General features: G+C 60.2%; 28 protein-coding genes and 2 pseudogenes. 7 read left to right on the top strand and 23 right to left on the bottom strand.

Translation table 11 applies throughout. The features are described 5' to 3' along the window. Positions 1 to 200 precede the first annotated feature (200 nt). The 5 genes from CIT37_RS04935 to CIT37_RS04915 form a co-directional block, all read right to left on the bottom strand. Positions 201 to 1,628: a phage/plasmid primase, P4 family gene (locus CIT37_RS04935; protein WP_095424485.1), complete on the bottom strand. Its 1,428-nt coding sequence runs from the start codon at positions 1,626 to 1,628 to the stop codon at positions 201 to 203. A gap of 14 nt (positions 1,629 to 1,642) precedes the next feature. Continuing rightward, a complete protein-coding gene (locus CIT37_RS04930) occupies positions 1,643 to 1,978 on the bottom strand; it encodes a hypothetical protein (protein ID WP_161536874.1) in 336 nt (111 codons plus the stop codon). 13 nt (positions 1,979 to 1,991) lie between these two features. Beyond that, a complete protein-coding gene (locus CIT37_RS04925) occupies positions 1,992 to 2,570 on the bottom strand; it encodes a bifunctional DNA primase/polymerase (RefSeq protein WP_231088587.1) in 579 nt (192 codons plus the stop codon). A gap of 76 nt (positions 2,571 to 2,646) precedes the next feature. Next, positions 2,647 to 2,865 carry a hypothetical protein gene (locus CIT37_RS04920; RefSeq protein WP_129964954.1) on the bottom strand — a complete coding sequence of 73 codons (219 nt, stop codon included), beginning with the start codon at positions 2,863 to 2,865 and terminating at the stop codon, positions 2,647 to 2,649. Between the two features lie 234 nt (positions 2,866 to 3,099). After that, entirely contained in the window at positions 3,100 to 3,258 is a 159-nt protein-coding gene (locus CIT37_RS04915; RefSeq protein ID WP_016846393.1) for a hypothetical protein, read from the bottom strand. Between the two features lie 103 nt (positions 3,259 to 3,361). On the opposite strand from CIT37_RS04915, the gene CIT37_RS04910 reads away from it, so the two are divergent. Then, positions 3,362 to 4,491, top strand: a protein-coding gene (locus CIT37_RS04910; RefSeq protein ID WP_085967575.1) for an IS3-like element ISRj2 family transposase whose coding sequence is annotated in 2 segments (ribosomal slippage) — positions 3,362 to 3,614 and positions 3,614 to 4,491 — 1,131 coding nt in all. Because the reading frame shifts where the segments join, the coding sequence is not laid out codon by codon here. 1,766 nt (positions 4,492 to 6,257) lie between these two features. Then, entirely contained in the window at positions 6,258 to 6,494 is a 237-nt protein-coding gene (locus CIT37_RS04905) for a hypothetical protein (RefSeq protein ID WP_011090972.1), read from the top strand. Between the two features lie 1,199 nt (positions 6,495 to 7,693). Here CIT37_RS04905 and CIT37_RS04900 read toward each other — a convergent pair. From CIT37_RS04900 to CIT37_RS40290, 7 genes and pseudogenes are all read right to left on the bottom strand, one after another. Beyond that, positions 7,694 to 7,888, bottom strand: a complete 195-nt coding sequence (locus CIT37_RS04900) for a hypothetical protein (RefSeq protein ID WP_011090973.1) — start codon at positions 7,886 to 7,888, stop codon at positions 7,694 to 7,696. Further along, positions 7,885 to 8,074: pseudogene (locus tag CIT37_RS04895) on the bottom strand (hypothetical protein). The gene CIT37_RS04900 and the pseudogene CIT37_RS04895 overlap by 4 nt, the downstream one beginning before the upstream one ends. A gap of 181 nt (positions 8,075 to 8,255) precedes the next feature. Continuing rightward, positions 8,256 to 8,537, bottom strand: coding sequence for a hypothetical protein (locus CIT37_RS04890; protein ID WP_011090974.1), 282 nt, complete (start codon positions 8,535 to 8,537; stop codon positions 8,256 to 8,258). Between the two features lie 763 nt (positions 8,538 to 9,300). Further along, positions 9,301 to 9,531, bottom strand: coding sequence for a hypothetical protein (locus CIT37_RS04885; RefSeq protein ID WP_016847165.1), 231 nt, complete (start codon positions 9,529 to 9,531; stop codon positions 9,301 to 9,303). 291 nt (positions 9,532 to 9,822) lie between these two features. Further along, positions 9,823 to 9,957, bottom strand: coding sequence for a hypothetical protein (locus tag CIT37_RS04880; RefSeq protein WP_016847164.1), 135 nt, complete (start codon positions 9,955 to 9,957; stop codon positions 9,823 to 9,825). 21 nt (positions 9,958 to 9,978) lie between these two features. Next, on the bottom strand, positions 9,979 to 10,329 hold the full coding sequence (locus CIT37_RS04875; protein ID WP_161170744.1) for a hypothetical protein: 351 nt from the start codon (positions 10,327 to 10,329) through the stop codon (positions 9,979 to 9,981). Between the two features lie 9 nt (positions 10,330 to 10,338). Further along, positions 10,339 to 10,476 (bottom strand): annotated as a pseudogene (locus CIT37_RS40290) (terminase small subunit); the annotation flags it as partial. A gap of 336 nt (positions 10,477 to 10,812) precedes the next feature. Between CIT37_RS40290 and CIT37_RS04870 the strand changes: the two are divergent. From CIT37_RS04870 to CIT37_RS04850, 5 genes are all read left to right on the top strand, one after another. Next, positions 10,813 to 11,238: a hypothetical protein gene (locus CIT37_RS04870; RefSeq protein WP_223153798.1), complete on the top strand. Its 426-nt coding sequence runs from the start codon at positions 10,813 to 10,815 to the stop codon at positions 11,236 to 11,238. A gap of 359 nt (positions 11,239 to 11,597) precedes the next feature. After that, positions 11,598 to 12,167 (top strand): helix-turn-helix transcriptional regulator, encoded by a 570-nt coding sequence (locus CIT37_RS04865; RefSeq protein ID WP_016848068.1) that lies wholly within the window; start codon positions 11,598 to 11,600, stop codon positions 12,165 to 12,167. Between the two features lie 196 nt (positions 12,168 to 12,363). Continuing rightward, the gene (locus tag CIT37_RS04860; protein ID WP_049801880.1) at positions 12,364 to 13,917 is read left to right on the top strand and encodes a phosphomannomutase/phosphoglucomutase; all 1,554 of its coding nucleotides are present in this window, start codon (positions 12,364 to 12,366) and stop codon (positions 13,915 to 13,917) included. A gap of 41 nt (positions 13,918 to 13,958) precedes the next feature. Further along, positions 13,959 to 14,177 (top strand): hypothetical protein, encoded by a 219-nt coding sequence (locus CIT37_RS04855; protein WP_125459388.1) that lies wholly within the window; start codon positions 13,959 to 13,961, stop codon positions 14,175 to 14,177. A 683-nt stretch (positions 14,178 to 14,860) separates the two neighbouring features. Beyond that, positions 14,861 to 15,982: a LysR family transcriptional regulator gene (locus CIT37_RS04850; RefSeq protein ID WP_011090981.1), complete on the top strand. Its 1,122-nt coding sequence runs from the start codon at positions 14,861 to 14,863 to the stop codon at positions 15,980 to 15,982. On the opposite strand, the gene CIT37_RS04845 is transcribed toward CIT37_RS04850, so the two are convergent. From CIT37_RS04845 to trbK-alt, 11 genes are all read right to left on the bottom strand, one after another. After that, entirely contained in the window at positions 15,946 to 16,041 is a 96-nt protein-coding gene (locus tag CIT37_RS04845; protein WP_301309069.1) for a hypothetical protein, read from the bottom strand. The two genes, CIT37_RS04850 and CIT37_RS04845, sit on opposite strands and share 37 nt — an antisense overlap. Before the next feature lie 246 nt (positions 16,042 to 16,287). After that, a complete protein-coding gene (locus tag CIT37_RS04840) occupies positions 16,288 to 16,656 on the bottom strand; it encodes a hypothetical protein (RefSeq protein WP_095424574.1) in 369 nt (122 codons plus the stop codon). A gap of 150 nt (positions 16,657 to 16,806) precedes the next feature. Continuing rightward, the gene (locus CIT37_RS04835) at positions 16,807 to 17,535 is read right to left on the bottom strand and encodes an MFS transporter (protein WP_016848072.1); all 729 of its coding nucleotides are present in this window, start codon (positions 17,533 to 17,535) and stop codon (positions 16,807 to 16,809) included. Between the two features lie 79 nt (positions 17,536 to 17,614). Further along, the gene (locus CIT37_RS04830) at positions 17,615 to 18,211 is read right to left on the bottom strand and encodes a ribbon-helix-helix domain-containing protein (protein ID WP_161170741.1); all 597 of its coding nucleotides are present in this window, start codon (positions 18,209 to 18,211) and stop codon (positions 17,615 to 17,617) included. Between the two features lie 8 nt (positions 18,212 to 18,219). Next, positions 18,220 to 19,161 (bottom strand): alpha/beta fold hydrolase, encoded by a 942-nt coding sequence (locus CIT37_RS04825; protein WP_011090985.1) that lies wholly within the window; start codon positions 19,159 to 19,161, stop codon positions 18,220 to 18,222. Positions 19,162 to 19,283: 122 nt separating this feature from the next. Further along, positions 19,284 to 19,508: a DUF2274 domain-containing protein gene (locus CIT37_RS04820; RefSeq protein WP_011090986.1), complete on the bottom strand. Its 225-nt coding sequence runs from the start codon at positions 19,506 to 19,508 to the stop codon at positions 19,284 to 19,286. After that, positions 19,505 to 20,707, bottom strand: a complete 1,203-nt coding sequence (locus CIT37_RS04815) for a TraB/TrbI/VirB10 family type IV secretion system protein (RefSeq protein ID WP_011090987.1) — start codon at positions 20,705 to 20,707, stop codon at positions 19,505 to 19,507. The genes CIT37_RS04820 and CIT37_RS04815 overlap by 4 nt, the downstream gene beginning before the upstream one ends. Then, positions 20,698 to 21,777 carry a P-type conjugative transfer protein TrbG gene (trbG, locus tag CIT37_RS04810; protein ID WP_011090988.1) on the bottom strand — a complete coding sequence of 360 codons (1,080 nt, stop codon included), beginning with the start codon at positions 21,775 to 21,777 and terminating at the stop codon, positions 20,698 to 20,700. The genes CIT37_RS04815 and trbG overlap by 10 nt, the downstream gene beginning before the upstream one ends. After that, positions 21,774 to 22,463: a conjugal transfer protein TrbF gene (trbF, locus tag CIT37_RS04805; protein WP_011090989.1), complete on the bottom strand. Its 690-nt coding sequence runs from the start codon at positions 22,461 to 22,463 to the stop codon at positions 21,774 to 21,776. The genes trbG and trbF overlap by 4 nt, the downstream gene beginning before the upstream one ends. A gap of 3 nt (positions 22,464 to 22,466) precedes the next feature. After that, complete coding sequence (gene trbL, locus CIT37_RS04800) at positions 22,467 to 23,828, bottom strand: P-type conjugative transfer protein TrbL (protein ID WP_011090990.1); 1,362 nt, start codon at positions 23,826 to 23,828, stop codon at positions 22,467 to 22,469. Then, entirely contained in the window at positions 23,825 to 24,112 is a 288-nt protein-coding gene (trbK-alt, locus tag CIT37_RS04795) for a putative entry exclusion protein TrbK-alt (protein ID WP_231088586.1), read from the bottom strand. Before trbK-alt ends, trbL begins: the two co-directional genes overlap by 4 nt. Positions 24,113 to 24,134 lie beyond the last annotated feature (22 nt).

Below are 24,134 nucleotides of genomic sequence, written 5' to 3'. Positions count from 1 at the left end.
GGGGGCGCGGGTCCCTATGTGAACGGCGGGAGAGATCAGCTAGACCCCGCCGCCGTGCGCGGTGTGCGCGATGTGCGTGATTTTCACGTATGACTCTCTACACGCGCGCGCGAAGCGCCTATAATGGAAAAATCGCGCACATGTCGCACACGTAGCACCGACCATTGAAATCATTTCGTTTTCCCGTGCGCGATCCGTGCTCAATCGCGCACGCTAGGTTCTTTCTCGGCCTGCCTAAGCAGTTGCAGTCCGATATAGAGTTGTCCGCCGCGTACCCTTTGCCCCTTCTTGAAGCCACTCTTGGTCAGCGACTGGACAAATCCCTTCTGGCTTCCGGGGCGCTCGCCAGATGCTTCAGCATAATCGGTCCACGATTTGAACAGATCCGCGACGAAGTCTGAGATGCTACGATTGTCCGGCTCAACTCGGCAAGCATCCTTCAGCCACTGGCCGAACGTGTCTTGCTCGGCAAAATACGTTTCGGTCGCCTCAACAATAGATGCAGGTCGCACCAAACCATTGCGCTGCCAGTCCCGGCACCCATCAACCATCCACCGCAGAATGGCGGGCGCCTCACCGCGAAGCTTTGCTTCAAGTTCACGATCCGGCTTCGTCGGCTTTCGCGTGAACGGCACGATGTTGAATCGCCGCCGGGCTGCGGCGTCGACGCTATGCAGTGCTGGCTGGTGGTTTCCAACCACAAACAGTTTGAATTGCGGCTGGAACGTAAAGAAGTCCTGCCTCATAAAGCGCGCTGAAATCGCATCGCCGCCCGTCATCTGTTTTATTCGCGACTCGGCCCAAGCCCTGCCCTCCTCTGTCTCGCTGGCGCTGACTAGACGCGCACCGCGCAACATCGCCAAGTCTGTCGGGTGTCTGTCACTGCGGCTGGCAACGAACGTGTCCATTGACGCCGTAGTCGCATAATCGTGCAGAATATACCTAGTGGTGTTGAGAAAAACCGATTTCCCATTACCGCCGTCGCCATGCACAAAGACAAGTGCATGTTCGCGCGTGTCGCCCGTAAGGCAGTAGCCGCACCACTGCTGCAGAAAGCGGATCATTTCACCGTCGCCGCCAGTCGCGTCTTGAAGAAATCGCAACCAAAGTGGACAGTCTGCCTGGGCAGACGGCGCGGTGGACGTTAGTTTGGTAATGCCATCTGCAGGGTCGGCAGCGCGCATTTTCCCTGTACGCAGATCAACGGTGCCGTCTGGCGTTCCGAGCAGAAACGGGTCGCGGTCCCAAGCCTCGATCGTGACGGCGAAGGTTGGGTCATTGCGAGCGAACCCCTCGACTCCTGAAGCGAATGAACGCTTTCGTATAGTCGCGAGCGCCTTCGGAGACAGGCCCTGTGACATATCGCGGGCCATCACCCTAACATGGTGAGCCGCAAGGCCGACTTCGTTCCTGCGCCAGTACGAACCATCCCATTCAAACCACGCGCCAGTGGAGTGGCAGAAGCGCAGCGTGTCTCGATAGGTGCTCGCGAATATATACGCAACACTATCCTCGGTTACCGAAGTGCCGGGATTAGATGCGGGTTTGTTGTCGTTGGCTGCGACAGGCTCCTCATCGCGGGCTTCAACGGTTGAATTGGACGCGTCGGTTTTAATTGCATTTTGCATTCAGCAATCGCCCTTCAGGACAAAGTTGATGTTGATCGACGCGCTGCGGCACGCCTGGCGGGTTGAGTAAGAAGACGAGCAACGCTGACTGGCTTGGTGTCATCGCCGCCGCCAACTCGTTTACGCAGCCACTCGGCGGCCTCTGACGCGGACATGCTGAGGCTGACTGAAACCATGTTGATCGGCGAGTAGCCGGCGTTTCCAGCCGAATAATCGACAATACCACTGGGCTGGATATTCAGCGCGCGGCCTCGCTTCTTCACCTTCGAGTTGATCGAGGGGCGGAAGGATGCAACAGCGTGGAAGCCGCCCTGGTACTTGCGCAGATCTTCGAGTCCAAGCTCCGGCACCCATGCATCGAGGCTAGCCAACGCGCGGCGTTGATGTGTCAGCCCACGGGTGGTCACTATCGACTACCACCGGGCCGCGGTCACTGGCTTTGCTGGCTGGCTTAATCAGCGTCCCGCGCTCGGCGAAGTACGCCTCCGCCCGAGCCAACAATTCGTCGATCGCCTCTGGTGTGATTTCCGGAAGCTCGGCCAACGGTGTTTCGGCCGGCGAACCGTTGAACCATTCGTAAGGTCGGCCCGTATCGGGATGCGTTCCGAACGCCACGAATTGCGTGCGTTCACCAAACGCCTCGACCTGACACTTGGCGCCGTTGATCAGGTAGGCGCCTGTTGCGCGCTTCTCGCGAGGCTCGGTGGCGCGGAATGCGAACAGGGTCTTCGGTGCCTTGCCCATCCGATACGGCGCTCTGTCCGACCCCGGCAACTCCATCACCATCGCGCGGATAGCGTCGGCAGTCTCAGCGTCCGGCGTGTCGACATCAAGCCCCACAAGTTCGCCGCAGAGCAGACCCGTATTTGTGGCGTCCGGATAGTTGCGAGCGATGCCTTCCATTTGCGCAGCGGACCACCGCGAGCGCTGCCAGTTACCCATGACAGCGGCTTTGCCACTACACGCGACGGGACGGTATCCGTAAGCAATAAGGCTGCGACGAAGGTGGATAATGCGCTTAAGCGTGGCCCGCATGTTGGCAATCGCCCTCTAAAACGAGAGATGAAATTGATTCGACCATCGCGGGCGAAAGCGCAGCCCCGCGCGCGTAAGCTCGATGCGATCCATCGGCCGCACGCACAATGCGCACGCCGAACAACTTCACCCCTTCGCAGACTTCGACGTCCGCAAGGGCAACGTCAGCACCGAGCGGCGAATGAGTGGCGAGGATTTTCATATTCCGGGTCTCCCTCGATCAGAAGCTTAGTCAGTTGCCGGTCGACCTGAACCGGATCGTAATACAGGTTGAACGAGCCGGGGATCTTGACCGGCTCTCTGAAGTTGTGGTGGAAATTGAGTTGTGGCTGCACACAATTCCTCCGTTCGTAGTGTGTGATGAGTAGTGAGATTTTTCGGGCGTGACACTAAAGGTCGCGCTGCAGATATTTGGCGGGCGACGCGGGGCTGTTGTTCACGCAGCTACCTTGGACTTGCCGTTATCGTTTGCGCCGCGGGCAGCAAGCCGCCGCCGCGCGCGTGTCATCACGTCATCCTTCGACTGCATAGCGGCAAGCTCCCGCTCCAGGCGTTCGACGTAGGGCGCGAAGCCCGGCCGGTCGTGCAGCACCATCACCTCGGCGATGAGAGAGCTGGCCTCGCAAATTCGGACAGTAGCTTGAGTGGATTTTCTGCCTGACAGCGGCGAGGATTCTTGCTGCGAATCAGGAGCGAAGATGACGAAGAAGAGCCGCCGGACGCATTCTCCGGCATTCAAGGCGAAGGTTGCTTTGGCTGCGGTCAAAGGAGACAAGACACTGGCGGAGCTGGCGCAACTGTTTGATGTTCATCCGAACCAGATCACGATCTGGAAAAACCAGCTCCTGGAAGGCGCCGCCGGCGTGTTTGGGCATGACAAGACATCGGCCGAGACGCCGGTCGATTTGAAGGCGTTACATGCCAAGATCGGCGAGCTGGCGTTGGAAAACGATTTTTTGTCCGGCGCGCTCACCAAGGCGGGCCTGCTGAGCGCAAAGCGATGATCGACCGCGGTCATGATCTTTCTATCGTGCGCCAGGCGAAGGTCCTGAAGCTGGCTCGCAGCACGGTCTACTATGAACCTCGGCCAGTTTCGGCCGAGGACCTTGCCTTGATGCGTCGGCTCGATGAGCTGCATCTCGATTATCCCTTCGCGGGAGCGCGTATGCTGCGATCGTTGCTGCGGCGGGAGGGCGTATACGCCGGTCGCCGCCACATCGCGACGCTGATGAAGCGCATGGGGATCGAGGCGGTCTATCGTCGCCCGAACACGAGCAAGCCGGCTCCGGGTCACAAGATCTACCCGTACCTGTTGCGCGGATTGAAGATCGAGCGGCCCGACCATGCGTGGGCAATGGACATCACCTACATTCCGATGCGGCGTGGCTTCGTCTATCTCGCGGCGGTCGTCGATGTGTTCAGCCGACGGGTCCTGGCCCATCGCGTCTCGATCACAATGGAGGCGGCCTTCTGCGTCCAAGCGGTCCAGGAGGCGTTGGCGAAGCACGGCAGACCCGAGATTTTCAACACGGATCAGGGCAGCCAGTTCACCAGCCTCGAGTTCACCGATGTGCTGCTGGACGCGAAGATCGCCATCAGCATGGACGGCAAGGGCGCCTGGCGCGACAACGTGTTTGTCGAGCGGCTCTGGCGCACGGTCAAATACGAAGAAGTTTATCTCCGCGCCTACGACAGCGTGTCCGAGGCGCGAGCGTCAATTGCCAAGTATCTGGCCTTCTACAATCAGGGACGCCCTCACTCGAGCCTTGACGGGCGCACGCCCGACGAGGCTTACTTCGGCACGCAAGCTATGGTGATGGCCGCATGACCGTCGCCGACGATTTTGTCGTCGCTCTGGTCGGGCTACGCCCTCCCGACGCAACGACAAAATCGTAAAGCCCCGCGTTCAGCATAACCCGGCAGGAATCCACTTAAATCCAGCGCGGCGCTGTCCAAACAACCGGGGCCAGCTCTGAGGTCGAGGGCCGCGTCAAGGCGATCAGCGGTAACCGCAGACGCATTTAAAGTGGTCATGGGTGTGGGAATTTTCGGTTAGCGTTGCCGCTGAGCGGCTGCATTACCTCGGCTATGAGCCGATGACGGACAAGGTGTCCGTCAGGCAGTCACGGGCGCGCCCTCGAATCGCGCAACGTCGCCATGAGTGGTACATAGCAGAACGGGACCTCAACCGCAATACGAAAAGTCAAATCAAGTTTTGTTACAAGTTGTATAGTTATGGGTTTGCGCTCTACCGCCCCTCATCGACTCGTTAGTTTCGGTAGCCGAGTCGGCTACCGACCCAAAAAGTAGATACACCGCGTAGATACACGTCGAAACGGCAAGATTTTAACATATTGAAATATAATAGGAAATCTCATCATTACCTGTGGTTACATTCCGCTAGGGAGCGCCATTTAAAGAAAATAATACAATAAAATCAGCTAGATAGCCCCAGAGGGCCATTCATATTACACACCTGTTTGCACATCATTGGCATGATGACCGCAATGCTCTTTCTGTCGTCAGCGCCGCGAAGCGGCGGAATGCCGCCATTAAAAGCAGCCGATCTCCGAGTTGGGGCAGTCGCTCTCGAAATGGAGGATGGGGAGAAGCGGTAGTGGCACGTCAAGCTGCATTGCCGCCAACTCTGCCGCCGCGCCTAATCGATCGTGAGGCCTCCGCAGCATATGCCTCGGTTAGCCCGAACACGTTTGACCTTCTCGTGACGGCGGGAAGCATGCCCAAGCCGCGGGTCATTCCGGGTACGAGACGACTGGCTTGGGACGTTCGCGAACTCGAGCGCGATCGACGCTCTGCCTCACCACGGGGAAGAGCACGCGACCGGCGTTGACGCCGATGTTGGTTGGGAGAGGTAGGCCATGCCTCGCAAACTGCCACCAAACGTCGAGCGCAACGTCGTCAAGGGGCATGCGTATCTGTCGTTTCGGATCGGAAAGGCTTGGCATCTGCCACAGTACGGGGACGCCTCAACACCTGCCGGCGCGACGCGGTTCAACCGCAAGGTTCGGCAGCAACAGAGATATGCCAAACAGCGCGCCGAGCGCCTGGCCGCGATGACGCCCCGACAGCGAGCGACGCACGACGCCTGGCACCGAGCCCGTCGCCCGGGCCTATGGGAGGCTATTTGGTTTTTTCTGAGATGAAGTGTCGACTATGCCTGTTCGGCCGAATGGTGGGATTGTCCCAACGACAGCCGCCGAATTAGAAGCGATGTTGGTTGGGGATCCTATCCGATGACGCGAAGACGCTCTTCGACGTCATTGTGTTCGACGGGTCAAATCCTGCGGCCTCGGTTACGCGAAAGTCTCGTAAGAAGGCTCGCAAATGAACCGTGGCTCGCTTCGCAATCGTCAGGCCGTCGCGTGGGCAATACTTCTTGCCGGCCTCGGGCTGTTCGTCGCGCTCTATCCTCCTTGGTAAGGGCCTTTGGGGAGGCCCTGCAAACGCCCGTTGATGTGGCCGAGGAAGCTGTCACATTACTTTGACGTACAGGTGCCAATTTTGTAGGCGCTGGGATTTCGGAGCCCAGACCGGAATACGCGGCGAACGCTGCCAAGCGAATATATTCCGCTTGTGCAGCGTTCAGGATCCTCTCAATTTCGGGAGTTCGGCGTGTTTGATGCTGAAATGACTGCGCTGCTCAGGGCGGTGCTCGACGAAGTTTGCGAAAATATTCCTGTAAGCGAAACGGGCGCCAGAGCGTACGTTGCTTCGAAGCTGCTCGATGCTGCGGCACATGGACAGCTCTCAACCGACGCGTTGAAAGCGGCGGGTCGCAAGGCCTTGAACCCACCAACGATGTGGCGCTGATTATCCGCTCCACATCACTCGATCACATCGTATTCGAAGGCGACGCCCTCCGGGTCGTTCTCCTCGAACCATCGTTCCGCGGCGTCCACCGTCGCGAAGACTTGATGTGATCGACGTCGCCGACCTGCTTGGCGGTGTTCACATAGACGCCCACCGTTGTGTTCCTTTTCAAAACTCGAGCCGGCGCTGTCCGTATCTAACCCAGTGTCCGAACCTGATTTAAGGGCCTAACATGGTAGAAGGCAAGCCAGCGGGGAAAGGCGATCCCACGTCCCGCGCGGGCAACAGGAAGGCTGAGCCATTGATCAACATTGCTGAGTGCCGCGAGCAGGCTAACCACTACAAGAGACTTTCTGGCGTGAGCGGCATTTCCAAGGATCGCGCCGCCGCCCTGAAAAACATCGCCCGAAGTTTCGTGGGTTTGGCTGGCCAGCTGGATAGACTGGCTTCCCGTGCGAGGAACGAGCAGAGGTAAGCAGCCTCAGCTGATGGCCTTAGTTACCAAGGTCGGCGGTTCTTTTTTTTGACCTTGGGAAATTTACGGTGGGCGCCGGTTCACGCTGGTGGGCCTAGCACTCCCGGCGCTCAAATCCGCAATTGGATCGGCAACCGGGAGCATTGGGGCTGGAATTGCCATGCCCAGCCATGTCGGCCCTCCAAGTGACAATACGTAGAAAACCGAAGTCCGGTAGTTGTCCGGACTCCATTTTCGGAACGGGGTGTTCTACTGAAGGAACACCGGCGCGATTTGAGCACTAATTTTTTTGTTATTCCGGGAATGCCGCAGTGGGGCTGGAACCACGCTGCGGCTTTTCCCATTCGGGGCGTACTGGTCCCAGCTGCGTTCCGTCGGGCAAACACTAACCTTTGACCCCTGCGGTAGCCTGCATCATAACTGTCACATGAAGAAAGGCGACGTGACGTGCCCTGATTGTTCGGCGGGATCTCGCCGGATCGAACTTGAATCCCGCAAGGGCAACGCCGGGCACTACAAGTGCCTGATCTGTGAGCGCGTCCTAGAGGTCTTCGACGGCTCCCGGGAGATTGCTTATCGGCTCGCCGTACAGCCGTCCGACTTGCATCCTGTGAGAGAGTAAGGCCGCCTCAGTTGGCGGCGCCTTATTGGTCCCTCTTCAGCTTGCGCCGGCCCCAGTGAGGCTCTTTGCCCTTCGGGTTAAACTCCGGGACGTGGTGGCGGTTCAATGCCCGCATGACCCCGATGCTGGCAAACATACTCGGGCCTCCACCTTCATCGCGGCTTGCCATTCCGATGCGGCGTGCTCTTTCTTCGGCGACGCGGCGATGTACTCGCCGGCGTCGAGCTGCGTCACCAGTATGCGATCGCCGATCGTGATCGGATCCTCGAAACGCCGACCCCAGCCTCGTTCCGTCATTCCTTCCGCTTCAGCTCAGGTCTCGCGGCAGCAATGGCGCGTTCAACCTCGTCGGCCAGAACTGTCAGATGCTCGGCCAGCCTTGTGAACATCTCGCTTCTTGGGTTCAGTAGCAAGATCGCGGATCAAGGCGCACTCGGCAGCATCCGTGCGGAGCTTTTCTAACTGAGCCTGCATGTCCTTCATTGCGACCGGTTCCGTTCCCGATGAGGAACTATACCGCTTTGGGCACAAGTGGACAGAACTGATTGCCGGTTTTTCCTATGCTCGTCACCACCTGGCGACCCCATTACCGCCAAGGTCACCTCCAACGGCCCCGGCCTCCACACTTCAAAAGCCCCCATGGCCGGGGCCGTTTTTAAGGTGGCTACCGATAGCCCATGTCGCCGATCGGCCCTTTTGCGTTCCAGTTGAAATCCGGTCGTACGTCTGCGCCGCGCCCGGCGCAGGCGGTGCAGACGAAGCGCGGCTCGACATCTGACAGCCGAACATCGTCGGGCCAGCGATCGGTGCCGAGCGCAACGTGACGGCCGCAGGGGCAATACATGAGGACGCCGCGCAAGCCCATCTCGCGCATCTCGCCAAAGGTGATCTTGATTGGCCGACCCTCGGCGTGCGTGGGCGTGTGGCGGCGGGCAGGGTGAGGCATGCCGAGATCCAACCGCTGCGCGGGCGACAGTCAAATTATCGATTACTGGTGGCTCGGACCGCGCGCGAGCTACTGCGCGTCGTGGGTGTGGAAAAGCGCTCACTGCGATCGACAGCTGGTTTTGCGCCCGCCGGCCGAGGCGGTGAACGACGAGAGCGCGGGGCTTCGGTCCCGCGCCCAGATCAGCGGAAAATGGTTGTTCCTATATTGAAGGGCTGACGGATCCGCAGGGCTCATGGGTTAGGAGCACGTGCCCGTGCCAACATTCACGGTGCGTTTGGGCGAAGCCAATCAAGGCCAGGATAATCAAAGCCACTGCGACGCATCCGGCTACAACGTTCTGCATCATGGCTGCCACTCCAGGTAAACTGTGACTGGCTTACTCGGCCAGGCTCCGCCTCGCTGCCGCGCACCGCGCTGGGCGCCCGGTCACCGAGTGATCACCGCGGACGGTGACCGGGCGGACAAGCTATCTGGCGGGCCTTCTCAAAGCGGCGTGAGAATCTGCCAGATGACCACCAGCACCACGACCACCATCATGACGTAGATAATCCTACGGCCGGTCTGGTTTATTTGGCTCATCGGATCACCCTGCACGGTTTGCCCTTCTTGCGCAGTGGCCCGCCATCTGGTGTCGGCCCTCCGAGGTGCAAGGCCCACATGATGCCACCCCCCAGCTTGCGCCCGTCTACCTCGATCGGATCATCCTCGAACGGGCGCCCCAGCCTTGATCGGTCATTGCCACGGGCTGACACCGCCTGCGCTATCTGGCGAAACCGGAGTCTAGAAGCTTCAGAGTCGAAATCGGCCACTTGCCGTCGTGGCCACCGATCGAGATCCGGAGCCCGTGCACCTCGTCAAGGAAGACGTGATCAACCGTCCCCGCCTTACCGTCGGTCAGGATAGCCCCCCTGCCGATTAGCTCCGTCTCGGCAGCATGAAGTTCTCGAAGGATGTTCGTCGCTCGTTTGGTCCAGTCATCGGACATGGTCATGCCCTACGCGGCTGGCGGATTAGTGAAGATCAGTCAGAGCGGCAGATGCATTGAGGCCATCGGCGCTTCGCGCGAATCAGTGCCGCCAACCGTCCTTGTCGAGCTCGACCCTGAAACCTTCCGGCAGCCGCGGCGTCTCGCCTTCGGTCACGACTTGCAGCGCGGCTTACTTCGGTGGGCGCAAATCGCCTTGAAGCCACCGGCCATTGGAATGCATGGAATCTTCATGCGCTGCGAATGTCGTAAGTGCGTGATTGCAGACAGCGCAGCGAAACCTGTGCAAGTCCACGCTTAGGCTTGCTGACTGCGAATGTCGAGTTCGGCCGCGTCGATCAACGCTTTGGCGGCGGCAAATTGCCCAATTAGCGTGTCGAGAACGGCGGCTTGGGCTTGGATGGTGGCGATGTTGGCAGCGATTGTTGCCATGATGGAGCATTTCGTTTTTTGCTAGGTGGGATCGTAGTCGGTCGCAGCGAAGCCGCCGAACGACGGCCACGGTGCTGCGGGTTCAGGCGCGGGCATGATCGGCTTGTAAGCCGGCTTCGGCAGCGGCGGTGGTGGTGACGGCGGCGCAGGTGGTGCGGCTGGCGCTGGCTGCTCTACACGCGAAGGGAGAGGAGCAGACGCGACCTTCACGATCGGCGGAGCCGGAAGCGCTGGAAGAGATGCTGCGCGAGCCTTGGCGCGATCGATGCGCTCTCCCAGTCCTTCCAACAGGCTAAACTCAACCCGCTCCTGGAACGCATTGACGCGAACATGCTTGCCGATCAGCTCCAGGCGGCGCAGTCGATCACTCAACCTGATCTTCTTGACGTGACCGACTTGCCTACGCTCCTCGCCCGCCCCTTCGTATAGCGCGTCGATCTCGACACCGGCAACGAGGCCTTGCCGCCAAATTTCCGGCCAAGCGTCTATGGGCTTGAGGTCGCCGCGCTCGTCGTACAGGTCAGCAAGGTCGGCTTCAGCTTCATCGGCTAGCGGCGACGATGACGAGCAGGGCCCGTGAGTGCCTCGGGCAAACGAACAGCTCTCAGCTAGCGATCGGGCTTTGCGCGCCCCTCAGAATGTCTTGCTTTCGGCAGAACAGGGCGCAACATCTGGCTTGCCATATTCACTGTCCGGACGGCGCCCGCTGGATTCATTGTACGTTACGTACAGAAGCGGCGCGTTACGAACCCAATTGACCCTTCAGGGCTGTCCCTAGAGAAAGGACATCAAATCACAGCGCTCCGCGGAGTCAGCTATGCTCCACCGCAGGCACGCGGTTAAGGAGGAGAGGATTTGATTTCGAATGAGATTCTGCCGATGATCAGCGAAACGCTCGCCGCCATGCGAACCCACCGTAACCGCATCCACCGCTATCGCCGTTTGCTTGAAACAGAGGTCGCGGGGCTTGACCGCCAGTATGTCGAAAGACGTCTGTCCGAGGAGCGATGTGCTCTCGACGCGCTAGTCTCGGCTATTTTTCCCTTGGTTTTCAAGTTCCCAAAGGCATCTACGCCTCCTAGGGAGATCGAAAGCAGTGGCGTACCAGAGCCCGGAGCCACTCAGGGTGAAGCCCGCTCTGCGTTAGAGGGTTCGCGGCGCGAGGCAAAATCAGGAGGCGCGTTCAAGAGAGCCTGCCGTGATCAAATTCAGCACAAAAATGGGAAAGTTCGCCGGATTTGTGCAGGCAGGACTGCGAAGATCAGCGGCTTCTTCCTATGACTAGTTAGATTTTCACTTTTGCATCGATCGCGCAGCTCGAATGCCGGCGAAGAAGCGCTGAATTCGAACGGGCAAACGCAGCGAGCGCTTATTCATCGCGCGCCCGAAAGGTCCGTAGCCTACGGACTCAGTCTGAAACTCTAGAAATTAGTGCGAAACATATCTCAAATGGGACTGTCCACTTTGACGCACGCAGCTATAAGTTGAGACATGGGACGATGGCGTTTTCAGCATTAGTTATGCGAACCATTTTTTGAACTGTTGCTATGCTTGAGGGTGACGAGAGAACGGGGGCAGGTCCGAAAGGAGCTTTGTTTTGCCCGAGTGAATTGCGCATCGCTCGTGGGGAACGGCCCAGTATGATTGGTACGCTTGATCTATTGGGCCGGCCTGCGATTTTGATCGATCAGAATGGCTTCGTGGCGGCTGTCAACGACAACGCGTCGAAGCTTTTCGATGACGATCTATCGGTGAAGGGACGGCGTCTGTTTGCAGCGGATGCTCAGTCACGACTGAGGCTGGACCGACTGATCACTCAGGTCCGCTTTTTGTCTGGCAAACCGGGCCGTAGCACCTTGCAAACAGTTGTCACCCGGAGTCAGCGCCGGCCGATTGTCATTGATGCCATCGTTCAGGACTGGGAAAGTGCAGGCGATCCCCTCCTCCCGGACATGGGCGCCCTTCTGATCCTGACTGATCTGAATGAAATACCTCGCGTCTCGCAGAGCTCTGTCATGGAGATCTTTGGATTGACTCCCGCGCAGGCTCGTCTCGCATCGCTGCTGGTGGAGGGAAAGTCGCTGGAAGAAATTGCATTTTATATGAACATTTCGTCGGGGACAGCGCGAAACCATCTGAAAGCTGTCTTTTTGCGAACCGGGACCAGGCGGCAAGCTGAGCTAGTCTCGCTATTGTCCCGGCTTCTATAACCCCGCCCATCCAAACTGGCCGGCCGGCTGCATTCTTCTCGCTGTGCAGGTCAACGTTTCCTGGTTTTCGATGACGGAAAGCTGACCAAGACTTAGCCAACAAGCCTACCTTGTCCATTGTGTGATGCCCGCGATACCTCGGCCTGGGCATTCGCTATGGCGGCGGTCAATTCCTCGCATTTCTGAGATTGTCTCAATGTTCCCCAAGCCGAAATCCGTCTTGTTGCCCAACACCTATGCCTTCGAATCCGAGCCGATGGTGAAGGCCACGGGTTTTCGCGAATACGACGCGCGCTGGTTGTTCCAGAAGGAAATCAACCTGATGGGGATCCAGGCGCTCGGCATGGGGCTGGGCGCGCTGATTGCGGAGCTCGGCGTCAAGCAGGAGATCGTCACCGGCCATGATTTCCGCGGCTATTCGGCCTCGATCAAATATGCGCTGATTTCCGGCCTGATGGCTGCGGGCTGCAAGGTGCACGACATCGGGCTCGCGGTGACGCCGATGGCCTATTTCGCGCAGTTCGACCTCGACGTGCCCTGCTGCGCCATGGTCACGGCCTCGCACAACGACAATGGCTGGACCGGCGTGAAGATGGGCGCCAACCGCCCGCTGACCTTCGTCCCCGACGAGATGACGCGGCTGAAGGAAATCGTGCTCAACGCCGAATTCAAGAACAAGGCCGGCGGCTCCTACCAGTTCCACGAGAACTATCCGGCGCGCTACATCGCCGACCTCACCAGCCGTCCGAAGCTGACCCGCAAGCTCAAGGTCGTCGCGGCCCGCGGCAATGGCACGGCCGGCGCGTTCGCGCCGCAGGTGCTGGAGGCGATCGGCTGCGAGGTGATCCCGCTCGACACCGAGCTCGACCACACCTTCCCGAAATACAATCCGAATCCGGAAGACATGGAGATGCTGCACGCGATCCGCGATGCGGTGCTGCATCACAAGGCCGATGTCGGTCTCGGCTTCGACGGTGACGGCGATCGCTGCGGCGTCGTCGACAACACCGGCGAGGAAATCTTCGCCGACAAGGTCGGCGTGATGCTCGCCCGCGACATGTCGGCGATCCACAAGGACGCGCAGTTCATCGTCGACGTGAAGTCGACCGGCCTGTTCGTCACCGATCCCGTGCTGCAGAAGCAGGGCGCCAAGGTCGCTTATTGGAAGACCGGCCATTCCTACATGAAGCGCCGCACCCACGAGACGGGTGCGCTCGCGGGCTTCGAGAAGTCCGGCCACTTCTTCTTCAACAAGCCGTATGGGCGCGGCTATGACGACGGCCTGGTGTCGGCGCTCGCGATCTGCGACATGCTCGACCGCGCGCCGGGCAAGTCGATGGCCGATTTGAAGAACGCGCTGCCGAAAACCTGGTCGTCGCCGACCATGTCGCCGCATTGCGCCGACGAGACCAAGTACGGCGTCATCGACCAGGTGGTGAAGCATTTTGAAGGCTTGCAGGCCAAGGGCGCCAGGATCGGCGGCCAGGCGATCCGCGATCTCGTCACCGTCAACGGCGGACGCGTCACGGTCGAGGACGGCAGCTGGGGCCTGGTGCGCGCGTCCTCGAACAAGCCCGAGCTCGTCGTCGTGGTCGAGAGCCCGGTCTCCGAGCAGCGCATGCACGACATGTTCGAGATGGTGAACAGCGTGCTGCGCACGCATGCCGCGGTTGGGGAATACAATCAGAGGATCCAAGGTGGCCTTGCTGGGCCGATCCGGCAGGCGAGGACCGATACCGAATTTGACTAATTAAGCTCGTCCAAGTTTCCGTAATCTATTTGGAGCAAGCCGTGACAACCAATCTTGTTTCTTCAGGCACGACCACGCTCAGTTCAAACTCCTCCAACAACTATCTCGTCTATGGTTCTGGCGCGCTTGTAATTGCTGCCAGCGTCATGCTTCCGGGACAATCCCTAGCGGGGATGACACCGCCCCAGTCGCTGTATCCAACCGTTCGCGCCAGAAGGGTGGAGCAGATGAGAGCGTTTCGGGCAAGATTCATCGAATAGCCGCGAAAAACGGCGTGCGTCCTTGGCATTAATCCCTCCTGGGCTCTTCGACCCGTAATCCGCGCGCCCCTCCTCTTCCAGGGGCCGTAGTACTGAAAGGCTAATCGCCATTTTTTGGTCTCAAGCGCCCTTTCACGCTGAAGTTGGGTAAGATTGAGTTACCCCGAAAATCGGTAGCAGAAAAGGAATTGCGGATTAGAAGAAAGGCAAGGCGGGCAGCTAGGCCTTAACTTGGATAGGTGGGAGGCTTTCATCCCGATGATTCAGTTATACTTCTAGTTCGCTCAGGCCGCCTGAACTGTCGTCAAAAACCTGTCGACTTCGATCCTCAGTTGCGCGCCGTTGGCGGACAGCATTTAGGCGGACAACCAAGCTGACCTGAAGCTCAGTCGGTTTCTGTTGCCCTGTCGCAAAATTACCTCGTGTAGGATCACACGCTCGGTCACAAAAACGGATTTTCCCCGTTCTACCCATTTCAATCGAAAAGACTGCTTCTCGGGTCGTTCGGGAGGCTTTTTCATGATCGGGTTGGGTTGGCGATTGGTTCACTGTCATTTGGAATCATAGCAGTTTACCCGAAACATGAAGTTAGAAGAGCTTGCGCTTCTCGTGCCTCCAGCGAGCCTAGGTACCGAGCAAATGGCGGCAGGGTCTTAACCGGCCCGGAGGGCGGATGTCTTTTGATGGCCCTTTCGAGGCCGAATTGGCGGGTTGAAGCAGCGCAAGCAAATGAAAGGCAAACTTGCCAAACTTTTTTGGCTCCAGCCTCGCCCATTTTTGCGCTTGCCAAATTGGAAGATCCAGAAGCAGCGCAAGCAAATGGCGTGCGCCATTCAAGACAAAAATTGGTCAATTGGTCACCGGCAACTTACCCTAGGGTTTCGACCGTGCCTGTGGAATTTCGAGACCTGCGCTGGGCGATCGTCGCGTCCAAGCACCGAAGCCTCCGCCAAGCGGCAGAGGCGCTCAGAATCAAGCAACCCACTCTTAGTCGCGGCCTGCGCAATCTCGAATACAGGTTGGGCGTCACTCTGTTTAAGCGTACCAATGGCGGCACACGACCTACCGTTGAAGGGCAGGAATTCCTCGAAGCTGCCCGGCGTTTCGTTGATGAGACGGAAGCAATCACGGTTCGTGGCAAGAACCGCTCGCGTGGTGAGAGCGGCCGATTGACCATCGGCATCCACACTTCCCTGTCAGCCGGCAATCTCCGGGCCACTCTCATCGAGCACCGGCACCGCTTCCCCGATGTCGACAGACAACTGGTTGACGGAGCGAGCGACCATCTGATTTCGGATCTCGCCAGCTCCGCGATTGACGTCGCCTTTGTGGCCGGCCTCAGTCCAAGGTGGAGCGACAGGTCATTGTTGCTCTGGAGCGAGCGTGTCGTTGCCGCCCTCCCCGCGAACCATCCGCTGACAGGTCGTGACGTAATTCACTGGGGCGAACTGAGGCACGAATCGCTTTTGATGTCGCAGCGAGGCCCGGGACCGGAATTCCTGAAGCTCCTTGACAGCAAATTGGGGTCTTCCGATCCTTGCCCGCTGGTTCGCCATGATGTGGTGCTCGACCGTCTTCTCTCCTTGGTCGGCGTGGACTGGGGCATTCTACTGGTATTGGAAAGTGCGACGGGCGCAGTCTATCCGGGTGTCACCTTCCGCGAGGTGCATGATGCCGAGGGGCCGACGCGGCTGAGCTTGCGCGCTTATTGGCGGCAGGACAACGCTAATCCATCGCTGCGTCCGTTGCTCGACCTGCTTCGGGAGCGCTATCCTGATATTTCCGCTGCCCCAGATGCGAGCTGAACAGCATTTCGTCGGGCCTTCGCAAAGGCGCGGTCGGTTGCGATAAAGCGCCCAACCATTGGCGATCAACTTGGCAGCCTTGGTCGGCGTCGTCGCGCCGCCGCTACGCGTCAGAATCGGCATAGCTTTGAGATCCCTGAAGACTGCAGCATCTGTTCGAGCATCGGCATCGGGGTGTCACGATCACCCCTGGGGGGCGGCATTTCCTGGACGAGGTGCGTCGCGGTGTCGAACATTCGCCGGTGCTTGCTGTGATCGCTCACAGTCCCGGCAGGCTGAACCTTGGCTGCCGCCGACTCGCGCCCCTAATCGCTGAACCTAGCGCTCGTCGACGGCCGAAGCACCCACGGGAAAGCGAACCAGACCCATGCGATGATCTGAAGGACAAGATTGAGGAAAAAGGCTATCTGGTACGCGATCTCCGGATAATGCCCCGCCTGAGGCGTCCAATGTTCAAGGACGACGCCAGTGGCATATTGCAGGACAAACGCTCCACCGATATGGAACACGTTCAGCGCAGCATTGGCCCGTCCGGCAAGCTCTTTCGGGAAATAACTAGCCAGGATCGCATAGCTAAGCACCGTAGCTGCGCCGACGGCGGCCACAGCGGCCCACAGGACGTATGATGACAACGGCCATCGCAGGATAATCGCGAATTGCACGGCAATGAACATAAGGCCGACGACCGCGAGGAGCGCCTCTGTTCCAATGCCATAGCGACGCAGCCGATCAGCCAGAACGCCTAGCAGGAGCGCACCCAGGCTACCGCGACGGTCATGACAAGCAAATGTTGCACCAAAGCAGCGCGATCAAGTCCCTCGACGTCAGTGAACCACTGCGCTGCCCAAAGTCCCTGCAGCGCCCAGGCGGTGCCGACGGAAGTCGCTGATAGCGGCGCCAGACGCCAGAAATGCGGATCGGTATAAATCTTCTTCAAGCTGGCCACGGCTGTTCCACGCAGGACCGGCGTTGCCGATGCACTCTCCGGCACCAAGAGATAGATCATCGAGATAGATCATCGCCGAACAGCCGGCCGTGAAGACAGCTAACAATGCGAAGAGCGTCCTCCACCCAACCCAAGCCAGCAACCACTGCGCCGGCGAGGTCGTGGTGACTGCTCCCAATGCACCGAGCATGACCATCAGGCCGTTGAGAAACGGAAGACGGTCCTTCGGAAACCAGAGAACGAGGGCTTTCAATCCGGCGGTCAGGCTCGCGGCGACGCCGAGACCGAGTAGCGCCCGGCCTAGAAGCAGCATGAGCAAATTGTCTGACGTAGCAAACAATGCGGCGCCGACCGCAGCAGCAACCAGCAGCACGCTCTGGATCAGCCGCGGACCATATCGATCCAGAAGGATGCCGACGGGTATCTGCGCTACCGCGAAGGTGAGAAAATAGACCGAAGTCAGCAAGCCAAGATCACCAGCGTCGAGCCCCAATTCCGATGTCAGGGGAGCGGCGATCAAAGCGTTGATTGTCCTGAAGAGGTACGAGAGGTAATAACCGACAGCAAAAGGTAGAAACACCCGCATGACAAGTGCGGAGACACCCATCACGTCTGCAACTGATCGTCGCGGCACGTAGGTGCGGCTTGGGCTAGGCGGCCGCGAATAAGGCGTGGTTTCAGCGCCGTTAGATCTCTCGCTGTAGCGGGATGTTGGTCCGGTCTGGAAAGGTTCGAATGCTGCCGCCCTCCCGCACGGCAGCATTCGGCTCTGACCCGCCATCAACCGTGTCGGACAGACGACGGTCTGGTTCTGAAGACCTGCAATTCGTGCGGCGATCCGCGCTTGCCGCAAGGTGGCTCGCCCAGCGGTTCTTATTCGTCACGAGGCGCCGGTTCATCGTCTCCCGGAGGAGGGATGTCCCCCGCTCAACACGACGTCCTACTTGCGCAGCGAACTCATCGAAGCGTTCTGAGCCCACCACAGTCGCCATATGCTGCTCTGCCGCCGATAACGAGGGCGTAACAGCCAAGTGAAAGCGCGCGTGAAGGGCGACGGCCTCATTCACCATCTTGAGATCGGCACCGAGACGCCCGATCTGATCGTTCAACTCAGTGAGGCGGCCTGCCACGATCGCGAAATGTTCAGCAGCGTTATCGGATTCGAGAAAGCTATCGAGCGCGGCTTCAATAAGTTCTGACTTTGTGACTCCCGTGCGTGTAGCCGCGGCGGTCAACCGCGTTGACATGGATTCGCTGAGATGAACGCCGGTCCGGGATTTCATGAGAGGACTCACTGTGAAGCGCCTGGAGTGTTGCAGTAACGGGCCACTGCCTTCGTGCGTGTATCGCACGTCATCTCAAGTTTCAGATCGGATTCAGCCTCAATTTCCGGATGCCCGCGGCGCCAGCTCCCACGCTCGACGGCGGCTAGAAAGCTGTCGAGCTGAGCATTGAATGCTGTCGGCTCTTCCAGATTGATGGTGTGGCCGGTGTTGGGACAGATCCAAAGACCGGCGTTGGGAAGCACTGCTTTCAGCATCAGGTTAGTCTCAAGGCAGGGCGCGTCTTCATCGCCCAGGGCCAGCAATACCGGTGTTCGCATCGTTGAGAACTGATCGGCCAGATCATGCAATGGCGGTCGCACCCCCTGACAGCGCGCCATCGTATTCGACATACCTAGCGGTGAGTGGTGACGCAGGCGTTCCTGGAACTCTTCCCAGCTCCGTGTGTCCTTGTATTTGAGTTGAATACGAGTCTGACCATGCGCCATTCTCCGGGCCATCGCGTCCATCCCGCGCTCGATGAAAGCCCGCGCGAGAATGGAGGTTTCTCTCGACCAGGCGTCCTGCTGGGAAGGAGCCGATCCGGATCCCACACCGGCCGCGACAATCGCGCTGGCTCTCTTCGGATAGCGTAATCCGAACTGCAAGGCGGCATATCCGCACATGCTCAATCCGACCAGGTGTGCGTGTTCGACAGCGAGGCCACGCATGACGGCGGCGATGTCGTTCACAGCGAGCTCCCAGCCATATAGCGTCGGATCGTCAGGAACGTCGCTGGGGGCATATCCGCGAGCGTTGAAAGTGATGCAGCGATAGGCACGAGAAAAGTAGCGAACCTGGGTTTTCCATCCGCGGCTATCTGAGCCGAACTCGTGCAGGAAAATGATCGGATGACCTTCCCCGGCTTCCTCAAAATAAAGCTTCACACCCGTGGCATCGATATATGGCATCTGACTTCCTGTTCACCTGAACGCGTCTACGTGAGCAAAATGCTGGTCTATGACCGGATTTGACTTGATGGGCTTTCGTCCCGGCCGTTTCTGCAAGGCAACGCTGAACGATCGTCCCCTTATCAATTTGTTGCCGCGCGTTTCACCTTTGAAAACCCCTTGTCTGTTGCCATGAATCTTTGGATCATCGGAGCGATGAGCTTGGCGGGATCGGGTGCCGGCTGTCCGCTCTCGCGCGCGATCGCCTCGGCATAGGCGAGGAGATTGCGATGGACGGCAGCCGGCAACTCGACGGCGATCTTCACCGGCTTATCGTCGAGGATGGTTCCGAGCTTCAGCTTGCTCATCGGCTTGCCTCCTGGCGGTAGGGAGCCAACACCAAATCCCGCGTAACGATGACCCGCACCGGGAAACCTGGCCGGATGGTCAGCGTCGGCTGGATGTTGAGCTGGCGCTGCACGATCTGCTGGCCGGTCTGGCTGATGCTGTTGGACGCGCCGCTACGGATCGCTTGAACGAGGTTGTTCTCATTCTGGCTCGTGCCCGCCTCGCCTCCGACGCTGAGCATGGTCGAGAGGACGGCAGCCTTGAACAGCATGCCCCAGTGGTTGTCGACCTCATCCTCGAGACCGGCATAACCACCGGTGTCGGCGCCGGGCTGGCGCTCTAGCACGATCGAGTTGCCATCCGGCATGATGATGCGGGTCCAGACCAGGAGGATGCGGGACTGGCCGAACGCGACGGAGCTATCGTACTGACCTATCAGTTTGGCACCCTGCGGGATCAGAAGATATTTGCCAGACGGACTGTCCCAGACCGCCTCGGTCACCTGTGCGGTGACTTGGCCGGGCAGATCGGAACGAATGCCCGTGATGAGCGCAGCCGGAATCACGGTGCCCGCCTGCACGACGTAAGGTGAGGCCTTGGCTTCGAGCCGTTCCGGACTGACCGTGCGCTTGTCTGTCGGAGCAGTGAGGAAGGCCGTCTTGCGGTCCTGCATGTTCTGGGCAGATCCGGCATCGACGGGCGGTGTCGCGGCCGGAGTGGCCGTGGCGCCAGCGGAGGCATTCGGGATGAGTTGGCCGACGCTCTGCGGTTGCTGAGCAGTTTGGGCAAAGAGGCGGCTGACCCGCGCCGCCTCGATTTCCTGGCCCCTGCGCTGCGTCTCGGGATCTGACGTCGCCGCCATCGTGTTCGGTGCAGCGCCGGTGTTGAGGATCGGCTTGCCGAGATCGCCGGGCAGCGGCGGCCCGAGCGGCGGTGCTTGACGCGGCAGGCCGGTATAGTCTTTCGGCAACCCGGCCAGACCCTCGGCCGAAGGCCGGTTCTGGGTGCTGAGCAGTTCTTGGCCGCTCTGCGCCTTGTTGCCGGTCTGGAGCGCGTAGCCGAGCGCGCCCGCGACCGCGAGGGCAGACAGCGCGCCGAGGCCGACAAGGACCTTGCGCGAGAGCCGTGTGACACGGGGCCGCTCGCCTCGGAGCCGCAGGTCCGGCGGCGCGACGGGCGGAATGTCGCCCTGACGTTCGTCTTCGCTGTCTATCGCCATGCGCGCGGCCTTCCGTCGGTGCGGACGATGCGCACGCGCCGCTCACTATCCTTGTCGCCAAGACGCAATTCGGCGGCGGCGAACAAGCGGTCGACGATGTAGTAGTTACGGTTTGCTCGGTAGTTCACCAGTTCGGAGCCGCCGGCTGGACCTATCACGAACAGCGGCGGCATTTCACCCTGGGCGATACCGCTTGGGAACTCGATGTAGACCTTGTTGCCGTCATCAAAGGCGCGCAGCGGACGCCAGGCCGGGTCGTCGCCCTCAATAGAGTAGCGGAAGTTGATCGAGGCGAGATCGACGCCAGCCGCAATTGGCGCCGCAGTTTCAGCGGCCGCATTCTGCCGCCGAAGCGCAATCAGCTGGTCCTCGGGATACTGCCAGGAGACCGAGGCCATATAGGTCTTTTCCGTCGAGCACAGCTCGAGGAGATAGGTCCGCCGATCGGTGTTGATCACGAGATTGGTGACCAAATCCGGCCGCGTCGGCTTGACGAGGATATGAATCTTCTTGGTCGCGCCCGCGCCGCTCTCGGTATCGCCGATGATCCAGCGCACAGTGTCACCGGCGGCAACCGGACCGGAGCCGACGAGTTGCTCACCCTCCTGGAGGGCGACATCTGTGATCTGGCCGGGCGCCGTGTAGACCTGGTAGAGGGCTCCGCCGGAGAACGGATAGACCTGTACTGCGTTGATGAAACCATTGCGGACCGGCTGCACCCGTGCCGCGGCGTTGGCCTGTTTGACGCGAACCTTTGGATCGGCGGCTTCCGGGACGCGTTTGCCGGCGGCGAGCGGCTTCAACTGCCCGGGCAGTGGCAGCGGCTGGGGCAACTCCACGATTTTGACGGGCGGCGCCGGGTCGACGGTGAGCGTCGCAGGCTCCGCAGTGTCGTAGCTGATGTCGGGTGGGATGAAATTGTGCGCGCAGCCGCCAAGGGCTGAGACGGATATCAGCAAAGCCGTCAAAGCGGATTTACGGAAAGACGTATCGCCGTCCTTCCGGTTTTGATGAACGATGGAAAAACGCGAAGCCGGACCGCCGGCTTTTGCGAAAATCGGCGGGGTCATTGTCCCAGCTCCTTTGACCAGTTGATGGCGTTGACGTAGATGCCGAGTGGATTCTTGCGCAGCCGATCGGCGTCGGTGGGCGGCTGAATCGCGATGGTGAGGATCGCGGTCCAACGCGTGGTGCCGGCGAGCGCCCCGTCCTGAAAGCGGTGCTCAACCCAGGCCACGCGAAAACTGTCGGGCGAGGCGCGGATGACGCTGGAGACGTCGATCGCGACCTGCTGCTTGCCGAGATTGGCGAAGGGGTCGTTGGCGCGGGCGTAGTCGTTCAGCGCCGCCGCGCCCGCCGTGGTTGTGAAATCATAGGCCTGCAGCCAGTTGTGCCGCACGATGATCGGGTCGGCCGGAAGCGAGCGAACGATCTGAATGAAGTGGGCGAGATACCAGGCGATCTGTGGGTCGTTCGGCCTGTAGTCGGCGGTAGCGGGCGCCATGACTTGCGCTTCGCCGAGCTTGTCGACCTGCACCACCCAGGGAACGACAGTGCCGTGCGTGGATTGCCAGACGAGTCCACCGGCAAGGCCGCAGGACAGCATCAGCGAACCGAAGGCCATCAGCCGCCAGTTCCTGGCCTGCACCCGGGCGGATCCAATGCGCTCATCCCAAACTTGCGCTGCGCGCTGGTAGGGGGTTTCTGGTTCGGGCGTGCGGCCGTAACGAACCGACGATCGCCGGAAGACTGACATTCGTTATTCTCCTCCCGAGAGGTCGACGGAGTGGCCGCCGCCATGGCTGTCGCCGGATTTGAGGGCTTGCGCGGTGGTCTGAGCGCCGTGAATGACGGTCTGATTGCGCTTGACGCGTTGGGCCCAGGCGGGCGGACCGCTCTCGCTCGGCACTTGAGATGCGGCTCCATCGTTTGCGGCCGCGCCGCTCCGAATGGTCCCCATCGTCGAGGAGCCACCCGTGTTGGCGACGCCGGCACGGGCGCCAGAAGTGAAGCTCTCCGTCATTGTCCCTGCCGCTTGCGCAGCGGCGCGTCTGACGGGAGCTGCCGCGTGACTAGCCGCCGCACGGCCTGCACCGCCGAGACCGGACGCGACGCCGCCGGCGCCGGACCGACCGGCTGATGCGAGGCTGTAGGCGGAGGACATGCCGCCCGCCATCGCCGCACCGCCGCGCGCGGCAGCCGCAGCACCAGAGCTGGCTGCCATCGCTCCCCTTCCGGCCAAACCGAGCGCCGCGCCGCCGACCATCGCTGTACCGGCAACAGCCAGACCCGTGCCGACGGTAGCGCCCGCACCAAGCTGCGGCGCGCCGGAAACAAGCCCGGTCGCGATGCCGGGCCCGAAGATGCCGAGGCCCAGCATAGCGAGCGCCGCGAGCACGACAGAGAGCGCCTGCTCGATCGTCGGCTGGCCGCCGGCATAGGCGGTGGTGAACTGCGAAAAGAGCCCGGTGCCGATGCCGACGATGACGGCGAGCACCATGACCTTCACGCCGGAGGCAACGACATTGCCCAGCACCTTCTCCGCGAGAAAGGCGGTCTTGTTGAAGAGCGCGAACGGAATGAGGATGAAGCCGGCGAGCGTCGTCAGCTTGAACTCGATCAGCGTGACGAAGAGCTGCACCGCCAGAATGAAGAAGGCGATCAGCACCAGCAGCCAGGACACCATCAGCACGGCAATTTGTACAAAGTTGGAAAAGAAGCTGGTGAAGCCCATCATTTGGCTTGCGGAGTCGAGCAACGGCTGCCCGGCGTCGAGGCCGACCTGCGCAAGCCGGCCGGGCCGCAGGAAGTCCGCCGTCGAGATCGACGAGCCGCCGGCCTTCAGGCCGAGGCCTGCGAAGCTGTTGAAGATGATGCCTGAGAGCTTGGTGAAGTTAGTGATGATGAAGGCAAAGAAGCCGATGTAGAGGGTCTTCTTCACCAGTCGCTGGAGAATGTCTTCGTCTGCGCCCCAAGCCCAGAACAGGCCCGCGAGCGTGATGTCGATGACGATCAACGTCGACGACAAATACGTGACCTCGCCCTTGATCAGGCCGAAACCCGAATCAATGTAGGTCGTGAAAGTATTGAGAAAGGTGTCGATGACGCCGACGTTGTTCACGGCTTCTCTCCCTTTGGAACAGCCGTCATCGGCTGAGTGGCCGGCGCGGCTTGCGGCAGACGTGGCCGCGCCGGCCTGCCGAAGAAGCGCGCGCGGTTCTCCTTCCAAACCGCCTGGCAGTGCGGATCTTCGGCATCCTGGGGTCCAAGCTCGGCGCAGCGGAGCAGCTCGGCCGAGAGGTCATCGGGAGCGGAGACAGAGGGGGCGTCGGATACCGGCCGCTCGGCTGGACGCCGATGGATGACGTGCAGCGCGGCGAGGAAAATCACGAACACGACGATCATCGCGCCTGCGCGAAAGATATCC

The organism is Bradyrhizobium ottawaense, from assembly GCF_002278135.3.
GTDB classification, from domain to species: domain Bacteria; phylum Pseudomonadota; class Alphaproteobacteria; order Rhizobiales; family Xanthobacteraceae; genus Bradyrhizobium; species Bradyrhizobium ottawaense.
Note: the sequence above shows the minus strand (reverse complement) of the source record. Positions and strands in the feature narration are given on the sequence as shown.